6 protein-coding genes are annotated in these 9,373 nt (G+C 52.4%); 2 read left to right on the forward strand and 4 right to left on the reverse strand.

Annotated features, from left to right (window positions below; all coding sequences use genetic code 11):
• Window positions 1-32: 32 nt before the first annotated feature.
• Complete coding sequence (locus EYY67_RS10775) at window positions 33-2,873, reverse strand: WG repeat-containing protein (protein ID WP_131693484.1); 2,841 nt, start codon at window positions 2,871-2,873, stop codon at window positions 33-35.
• Complete coding sequence (locus EYY67_RS10780) at window positions 2,873-5,635, reverse strand: WG repeat-containing protein (protein ID WP_131693485.1); 2,763 nt, start codon at window positions 5,633-5,635, stop codon at window positions 2,873-2,875. Before EYY67_RS10780 ends, EYY67_RS10775 begins: the two co-directional genes overlap by 1 nt.
• 517 nt (window positions 5,636-6,152) lie before the next feature.
• Between EYY67_RS10780 and EYY67_RS10785 the strand changes: the two genes are divergently transcribed.
• On the forward strand, window positions 6,153-6,410 hold the full coding sequence (locus EYY67_RS10785; protein ID WP_095921410.1) for a DUF1883 domain-containing protein: 258 nt from the start codon (window positions 6,153-6,155) through the stop codon (window positions 6,408-6,410).
• Window positions 6,411-6,770: 360 nt separating this feature from the next.
• Window positions 6,771-7,949, forward strand: a complete 1,179-nt coding sequence (locus EYY67_RS10790) for a M20 aminoacylase family protein (RefSeq protein WP_131693486.1) — start codon at window positions 6,771-6,773, stop codon at window positions 7,947-7,949.
• A 4-nt stretch (window positions 7,950-7,953) separates the two neighbouring features.
• Here the strand turns inward: EYY67_RS10790 and EYY67_RS10795 are convergent, their stop codons facing one another.
• Window positions 7,954-8,652, reverse strand: coding sequence for an extensin-like domain-containing protein (locus EYY67_RS10795; protein WP_095921408.1), 699 nt, complete (start codon window positions 8,650-8,652; stop codon window positions 7,954-7,956).
• 337 nt (window positions 8,653-8,989) lie between these two features.
• Window positions 8,990-9,373: zinc-binding dehydrogenase (locus EYY67_RS10800; RefSeq protein WP_165497958.1), on the reverse strand; the 384-nt coding region annotated here is incomplete at its 5' end.

Genomic DNA, 9,373 nt, shown 5'->3' on the forward strand with positions numbered 1-9,373 from the left:
CCGTAGCGGGTTTTGCAAGCCGGGAAAACGTCTTAAGGTTTGCAGTTATCCGGCATTGTCGCCGGCCACTGCCGCGCACTGCCTGCACCGTAAAGCACGGCGATACCGCATTCTTTATCCAGCCGGGCAAGAGGTTTACCTGTTTTGTCGATCATCATCGACATCGCTGGCGTAGAGACCACGGCAACCCCGCTGTCAAACGGCGATACGGCACTGAAAAGCGGTGCAATGACAAAATTACCCTGCAGGTCAACAAAGCCGTAATGGTTGTCTGCTTTGGCAAAGGCCAGTCCGTCGACCGGTAAACCTAAATCAGCATAAGATACGCCATCGGTCTGCTGGCCCTGACCGTTGATCCAGGTTTTCAAACCGTCGGTGCGGGTCAATACTGCCCGATCCCCCACCATCCGGCTGGCCTGGCCTTGTACCGTCAGCACCAGTTTACCGGTGTTGTCGACATAGCGTGTTGCCGGGGCATTGTCCTGAGGATCGTAAGAAACCGACCAGGCGCTGGCTGGCGGCATCACCCATTTACCTTCTGGCATTGCCGCAACGCGCGCGCCTTTCGCATCGATAAGCTCATAGCCAGCGGGAGTCGCCCGTAATGCCCGATCTTGTTCAAATGCCGACCCCTGGGTGTCGACGACCGGCTGAATTTGCCACTCACCCTGCGCTGAGACATAACCTTGCTGCGGCTGTCGGGATAATTTCACCCAATCGCCAAGCGCGCTGATATGCGTTTGTTGCTCATGCAGTTCAATATTGCCTTGCGCATCCAGCAGCCACGACTGCCCTGCGGCGGACGACGCCAGGATCCGGCCATCACTGAACTGGGTGACGGATAATCCTGCTGTCGGCGCAATTCTCGCTTTCGCATCATTGCCGATGATTTCAGCGATGACACTGGATCCGGGCTGATCAGCCGTCGCAGGCTGGGTCAGCAACCACAGCGCGGCATTAATGCGCTGCACTTTGGCATACTTCGCTTCGACGGTTTTTTTGCCCTGACTGTCGACAATCCCCCATAAGCCCTGCGGCGTCTTAAACGCAGCGAGGCCATCAGCGTAAGTACCGACATCCTGCCACGAAGGCTGAATAACGGTTTTCTGGCTGAGCACATCATAGATGCCCCACAGCGCGCCTTCCGCAGCAGTTTCGCGATAGCGGAACCAGCCGTTGCCGACAGACTCGATTTCAAATACATCAGGCAAGTTGTAATGCTTACCCGCGTGATCCAGCGCAGTCAGTTTGCCATCCAGATAATCCAGCGCATAACCTTGTACGAAAGGCGAAATATTGTCTTCCGTCAGCGGGATAACGATTTTGCCCTGCGCATCCACCACGCCGGTGCCATCCGCTGTTCTGACAATAAACTGCCCGATTTCATTACTGCTGTCTGCGGGCTCAATATCTTGCCATTTGCTGTCCAGTTGGAGAGAGCCGTCAGGACGCAGGAAGCCTGCACCATTTTTACTGTCTGCGGTTTCCGGGCGAATCAGCGCCAGAGGGGATTGTGCCGTCGCGGCATCATTGCTGACATTCAGAGGTTCAATCCGGCTGTGATCGAGGGTGCTGACGGTCTTCGGATTCAGTAACGCCTTGCCGGTTACATCAACCACATTCACCACATCGCCCTGCTCATTACGCAGCCACAGGCGATGATTAATGACTTCTGCACTGTCAATTTGCGCCAGCCAGCCTATGGTTTGTGAACCGCCGATCATGCCGCCGGAAGGCGCCACAATGGCGTTCACTTTTTTCTGATCGCCTTTGGTGGTCACTAAGAACTCACCCGTGCCCTGCTGCCAGGGTTCACTGCCTGCGGGCAAGTTCAGCGGTTGTTTACGTCCGGGAACATACAATGTGAGCGTGTCTTTGGTTGCCGGATCCAGAACATAATCTCCAGACACACGCAACGCCCCGGCATTCGCTTCACTGAAGGTCGCGATAACGGCAGCCGAATTATCGAGCAACTTAATGCCGTCAGCTGTTTTAGCCAGCCAGAAAGCACCCGTTTCTTCACTGACCGACAAATACTTTTGGTCATCCTGCACACCATCGCTGCGGATCAACGTTATGCCATCAGCATTTTTCGCCAGCGCAACGGAAGGATTATGAGGATCAAGATTGATGGAGGCGTACTGAGGCTGAACGCGCCAGGTCAGATTACCATCCACAATGCCGTAGCCTTTGCTGGCATTGAAGGCAATAAACAGATCATCTGAACCGAACGGCTCAACGACTTCCATTTTATCCGTAGCGACATGGCGTACGCCATCCGGAGAAAGCAGAACACTATTAAACGACAGGGCAAGGCGAGCAGGCATGCCATCGCTCAGGGTAGCTTCATCCACCAGCTCATCGAGTGGTTTACCCACCGGGGCACCTTTGCGGTCAATGAGTTGCGGCTTACCGCCAGTGGTCACCACCGCAATACCTGACTGAGTGAAGGGCTGAACATGGTCAAAGGCTGGCTGAATCATCCAGTTCCCTGTCAAGTCGATGTAGCCCCACTTGCCCTGCTGCATGGCGGCAGCGGCTCCGTAGTGGTAATCACCAACCTGCTCAAAGACAGGTTTGATGACCAGTTGCCCCTGATTATCCAGAAAACCCCAGCGTTCACCTGCCGCATCGGCGGCCGGTAAAAGCACGGCAGCCCGGCCTTCATGGACATCCCGTATGCACACATTCTGTACGACAGGCAACGCATTACGCGTCTGTGCCTCAACCTGTGCCTCCGGTAACGGCGCGGAACAACCCGCGGGTTCAGCCGCCATCGCGGAGGTTGTCAGCGTCAATAAGGCCAGTGAGCTACCGGTATTCATCGCACAACGAAGTGCAGTTCGCAGCCTTGAAGGTTTGCTGACCATCATCAATTACCTCCGGTACCACATGCCGGAGCCTTGGCAGGCCAGAGATAAGCCCCCTTGGCATCCACAATGACCCGCTGATTACAGCGCACCTGAATTTTAGCCTGAACGCCACCTTCTGCATTCAGCAAACTGACCACACCCTTGCCTCCGGCCCAGGCATGCTTCTCGCTGAAATCACCCGCCCAGTCGAACTTCGGCAAAATGGCGAAGCGACCGGTGGTGTTGATGTATCCCAACAGATTGCCATAGGTCGATTTTTTCATGGCGGTAGCAAAATTATTATTCATCGCCCCGACCTGATCGAAGTACGAACCGATCATTTTTTTACCCTGCTGATCAACAAACCCGTACAGACCTTTGTTATCACGCATCGGGATAACACCGGAACTGGCTTTATCGGCAAGCAAGCTGTCAGGTCCGGCGAAGCGCTGGATCTCGTTACCGTCATTGTCGTAAAGCACGGTTTCGCCGGTCACGTCATCATTCATCACCAGACGTGCCAGTGAATTGAGTGGCTGAGCCTGCTCGAAACCGTCTAACGGCACCGCACCGTGATCGTTAATCAGCATAGTACGTCCATCGCTCACCGCACGGCTGAGGTTCAGCGGAGCGATGAAATGGAATGCGGCCGTATAAAGTGGCTGAATTTGCCAGTCGCCCTGAGTATTGATCGCACCAAAGTGAGGGGAGAAACCCAGCATGACCCGGTCACCCTGAACAGAACTTGATGACGCCACAATGGCTTTGCTGACAGGGAAACGTCCGGTGCGGTCCAGCAAGGCAACACCGCCTTGTGAAGGCTGAACCAGCCAGTGATTTTGCCCCACGAGTTGCGGCCTTGAGAGTAAATCGGAGGCGATAACCTGGCCGCTTTCCGCACTGTAAAGACTATAGTGGCTGGCAAGGGCACCGCGTTCGCCCGGCTGATCATTATCAGACAGGGTAAACATGCCCTGCCCGATATACTGGAATTTACCACTACGGCTGGCCTCAGGCGCAATCGCCCAACTGCCGTCGGTTCCGATCACTCCCCAGCCCGCCTCAGTTTGCGCTAAGGCATAACCGTCATTAAAAGATTCCACCTGAATAAACTGAGGTGCCGCTTTGATGCTTTTGCTCGCGATATCCCACAAGCCCCAGCGCAGGGTATCTTTCTCACCTTCCGTATAAAACACTAAGCCGGATGACAGACGTTGAGTGCTTTTCTGAATATTTGCCGGTACATCAACAGCATTGCCATTACGGTCAATCAGGCGTGTTGTATCGGCAGTGCCGTTATTTTCAACGGCCCACGTGTAATCGCCGTTAAACGGACTGATTTGCGTATACACCGGCTGGATGACCCATTTCCCCGCCGCATCCACAGCACCCACTTTTTTATCTTCCGTGTGGATGATAAGCGGTGCCTGGGTGGTGTTGCCCTCTACAGAGGCCCACTGAGGGTCCGAAAGGACATTCCCTTGGGAGGTAAGAATGGCAGGAGGTTTGGTGTTGTCCGTCGGGGTGAGAACCGCCCACGGCAGGTTGTGCGTCGCGTCACTGCTGGCCTCTGGCAACGTACCGAGGTCATCCGTAAGAGGCAGGGTGTCGAGAGGCTGTAACTGATAATCTTTAAGTGCCGTCAGCGTCGCATCACTAAGCAGTGCAACGCCATTATTGTCATAAACCTGCGCGACCTGCGGCGTTTTGCCTTCTGTCTGCATGACCCACAGGCGGTTGCCTTGTTGCAGAATTTGCGGCTTATTCACTTTCAGCGAAGCAATCTGATTATCAGCACCGATGATCACGATACCTTTACTGCCCGTCCCCAGTGTGGCTTTACCCCAGACGAGCAGATTCTCTGACTGGTCCTGTGGGATATCCTGCACTTTTTCCAGTTTGCTGTTCAGCAGTTGCTTACTGTTGTCGCCTGCCGTGACCAGCCAACTGCCGGATGCCAGAGGACGCACCGATTTGTACTGTTCTTTACTGAGTGATACGCCCTGACGATCCACAAACGCCCAGACATTCTTCGTTTTCACCGCCACGACATCCCCGCCGAGCTGCGGCTCATCGCGGGTTTTCAGGATCATCGGGTCAATTGCCCACTCACCATTTTCGTCGAGGTATCCCCAGTAACCTTCATCCGAAGAGTCACGTTTTTTCGCCGGGATCAGCCCTGACTGAGGCAAATCAATTGCCATCACATCATCAGGCAGAGAAAGGGAACTGTCGGTGGAGGCATTCCACAGCGCCGGAGAAACCTGCGTTTGCACGCTGGCCAGTGCCTGACCGCCGACGAACCCCTGGCTATCCAGAGAAACGGCGAACGGCAGTGTTTTCACCACCGCGCCTTTGCGGTCAATCAGTGCCAGACGATTGTCTGTCACAACCAGTGCGGTGCCTTGCGCATTAAAATCTGTCGCGCGCGTGAAGCGAGGCTCAATAACCCAATGGCCTTTCTTATCGATATAGCCAAATTTGTCACCTTTTTTCGCCGCCGCCAGATCGTTCGCAAAACCGCGCGCTTCGCTGAAATCTGGTTTGATCACCATGCGCCCGGTGGTATCGACGTAGCCCCACAATGGCTCACGGGATAGCCCCACCTGCACAGGAGAAAGCCCCTGCTGGAAAGGTAACTGGCAGTCTTTTGCCGTTTTTGCATTACCACATGCCCGTAACAGCGCGTCATCCGCATGTACCGGCAGGCTAAAAAACGCATTCAGAACCAGGGATAACGCACTGAAGTTTCTGAGATATTTGAATTTTTCGGAGCAATTCATCCGATGCCCTTATAACTGGATAAAATGAGAAAGTGTAGCGCACGCTTTTTTTTCATCACCCGCAAAAATGGACGTGTGAGACGGTAAAAAATCCGATAATAATCAATTTCAAGCGTACGCACATGCCATACCTCTATAGGGTGTCAGCTTGTGAAAGAAAAAGCAGCTAATTTATTACTCTGTAACGAATGAACACCCTTCTTCGCTATGCACGATGAGAGGCTGCACATGTTACCGTTCGCTGTCATTTCCCACTCCCCGATAACCTCATAATTACATTTTGACGCGTTTCGTTAAAACAGGATCATTTTCTTTTACATACATCAGTCTGGTGAATAATTAATCTTTGAAAGATTCCTGCAAGTTTTGATTAAAGTCATTATTCCCCCCTCTTTAGTCTGGTTTTATAGATTCCAGAGCGTTATGTGACCAATATCACTCCCGGTCTGGGTGACGTATAACCTGGCAGTGTTCGGTTACAGCGTATTTCAGGTGCTTTATCTCATTGGGGGAAGTCATGCCTATCGTTCGAGCCAGATTGAGTCTGTTTGGTGGCGACACCGTCGTCATCCGTTGTTCAGAAAAATGTCACATTCATCTGATGTGTGAAAATGATGTTGAGCGAAAAGGACGTCACTCAGGTTTCGGCGATATTTTGACGGTAAACGATCAAAATACTGCCTATGTGGGGATCCCCTATAAAGGGATATGGAGCGTCCTTATCGACTCTCAGTGCGACTCTCTGGAGCACTCAATCAGTTATATGCCTGCCTGAACCCCGCATTTCAGTACCCGCACTCAACACTGTGTCTGCGACCCTTATCAGGTAGATGGATAACCATTTGCCTGATATTTCATATTGCCGGACTGCTTTCCCCACACCGCAACCTTATAAGTCACCGCGTATATCGTCCACAGGCAAAATAATTTATTGCGTAACGTCACGTAAAAAATTTAACTCGTTACATCAATTACATAACGTTATTAAATTGTACATTCCATAAATTCAACAACCCTTTTTAAACCCCGATTAATTGATTGCCAGCCGCGATTTCACATTGCATTCTGTCAAAGGTAATGACGTGGCACCGGTCTGTATGGCCGGATTTCTTTCAGGCAAACACAGATCCTCATAATGAATAATAAATCACTTTGCACCATCGCTGACGTGGCTGATCTCCTTCCCCAGTTACGTAAAGTTCGCCAACACCTGCACCAGCATCCTGAACTGTCTAATGAAGAATCAGCCACGGCCGCGCTGGTCGCTGATAAATTGCAAGCCCTCGGTTATCAGGTTACCACCGCCATTGGCGGATACGGGGTGGTGGGTTCATTGACTCTGGGCAGCGGGTCACGCCGTATCGGTATCCGCGCTGATATGGATGCCCTGCCGATCACTGAGCAAACCGGCGTCAGTTATGCCAGTCAGACTCCGGGGAAAATGCACGCCTGCGGCCACGACGGACATACCGCAATGCTGCTGGGTGCCGCAGAACAGCTGGCACGCAGCAAAAACTTCTCGGGTACCGTTAATCTGATTTTCCAGCCAGCCGAAGAAATTGGTTTTAACAGCGGGGCCGAGCGCATGCTGGCCGAACAACTGTTTGAGCGATTCCCTTGCGATGCCGTTTACGGGTTGCACAATCATCCCGGCTATCCGGTGGGTAAAATGATGTTCCGGCCAGGTCCTTTTATGGCGGCGTGCGACACGGTGAACATCACCGTTCATGGTAAAGGTGGCCATGCCGCCCGTCCGCATATGACCGTTGACCCTATTCTGGTGGCCAGCAGTCTGGTCGTCGCGCTGCAATCCATTATTTCGCGCAATATTGACCCGAATGAAACAGCTGTTGTGACTATCGGCTCTTTGCACTCCGGGCATGCCGCTAATGTGATCCCTGAAACCGCCCGTCTTGAGATGAGTGTGCGTTCATTTGATCCGCAGGTACGTAAAATTCTGGAAGAACGTATCCGCACGCTGGTGGAACATCATGCCGCCGGTTATGGCGCGCGCGCAGAAATTGAGTATGTGCCCGGTTATCCGGTGCTGGTGAATCATGACCAGGAAACGGCTTTTGCGGTGGAAGTGGCAAAGGAACTGCTGGGTGAGGAGAACGTGGTCGATAACCTGCCGCCTATTTCCGGCAGTGAAGACTTTGCCTATTTCCTGCAGCAAAAACCCGGTTGCTTCCTGCGCCTGGGGAACGGGGACAGCGCGGTTCTGCATAATCCGGCGTACAACTTCAATGATGAGAGCCTGAGTTTCGGCGTGGCCTACTGGACCCGTCTGGTTGAACGCTATTTAGTGGATTAATGGCCTAGCGACAAAATCCAAACCAGCGCATGCCGAGGTGAAAGTGATTGGCATGCGCTGCGTTATAATCCGGTCCGATAGAATTTCCAAAAAACGGACAGCTTTCAGAAAATATCTGATGCACATACCGGCCTTCCGCACTGTCCTGCGGCCATTGTTTCAGCACCGTTAAATGACGCCCGTCTGCCAGCACGAATCCGGCAATATCCAATGCTTCAGCCGTAGCATGTTCACTTAGCCTTGCGTCAGGCTTGTTGTAAACATTACGACACGCATAACTGCCCAGATGGTCAATACGCACCAGCGGCGAACCTAATTGCTCGACAGCCAGCGGTTTTGCCACCTGAGACACAAACATCGCACTGCTGAGTGCAAGGCGGCAGCTCGCCAGATAACTTGAACTCAGGGAGACGTCACCCAATCCGCGCACACGCACAGGATCCGTCAGCGGACATTTACCGCCCATATCCCCCGCGCTATTGAACCTGATGGCACCCGCTTTCTGCGCACGCTCAAGCACCGCCAGACATGCCTGCGGATTATTATCCAGCTTCCTTAATTTGTAGCGGGTAATGAGATTTGGCGGATCCGAAATGGCCAGCGGCGTAAAGGGATTATATTCAGAGGGAATGTGACGATTAAGCCAGGGCGCACTGAAATAAGCGATGCCCAGTACCACAATAAGACTCACCCAATATCGCATAACTCTCCTTTACGTACTGTTCCGTTTCAGCACTACCCTGATTTTGCGAAAATAATAAGTCGAGTATAGCGCCTGAGTAAATAATGTTCTGACGGGGTTACAAGTCGGGGGATAACCTTACTTAGCTTTGACATAAATAGACATTGAGTTTGTTACTTTTATATCCGAAGACGATGTTTCTTCTCCTGTGTCCACTGTGAACTGTCCTTCATAGTGTGTAAGACCCTCGCATTACCCCTTTCAGCCCGCCCCGAGCGGGCTTTTTTTTTATCTGAATGCAAATAACAGAGTGACGCCGCCATCATCTTCAGCCACGCCACCCGATATTGTGCAAACCTTACTTGTGCGTAAAGTCGATCACCATTCTGCCTTTGATCTTACCTTGTTCCATTTCTTTGAAAATGGCATTGATATCGCCAAGAGGACGTTTGGTCACTTTCGGCACCACTTTGCCTTCGGCGGCGAACTGGAATGCTTCAGCCAGATCTTCACGCGTGCCGACCAGTGAACCGACGACCTGAATACCGTCCAGAACCAGACGAGGAATATTGAGACTCATTGATTCAGGCGGCAAACCAACGGCGACAATACGGCCACCGGCACGCATTGCATCCACTGCGGAGTTAAATGCGGATTTCGCTGTGGCGGTGACAACAGCAGCATGCGCGCCGCCCACTTTTTCCTGAATAATTTTTGCCGCATCGTCTTTCAGCATATTAAT

Source organism: Rahnella victoriana (assembly GCF_004330295.1).
Taxonomy (GTDB): Bacteria; Pseudomonadota; Gammaproteobacteria; order Enterobacterales; family Enterobacteriaceae; genus Rahnella; species Rahnella victoriana.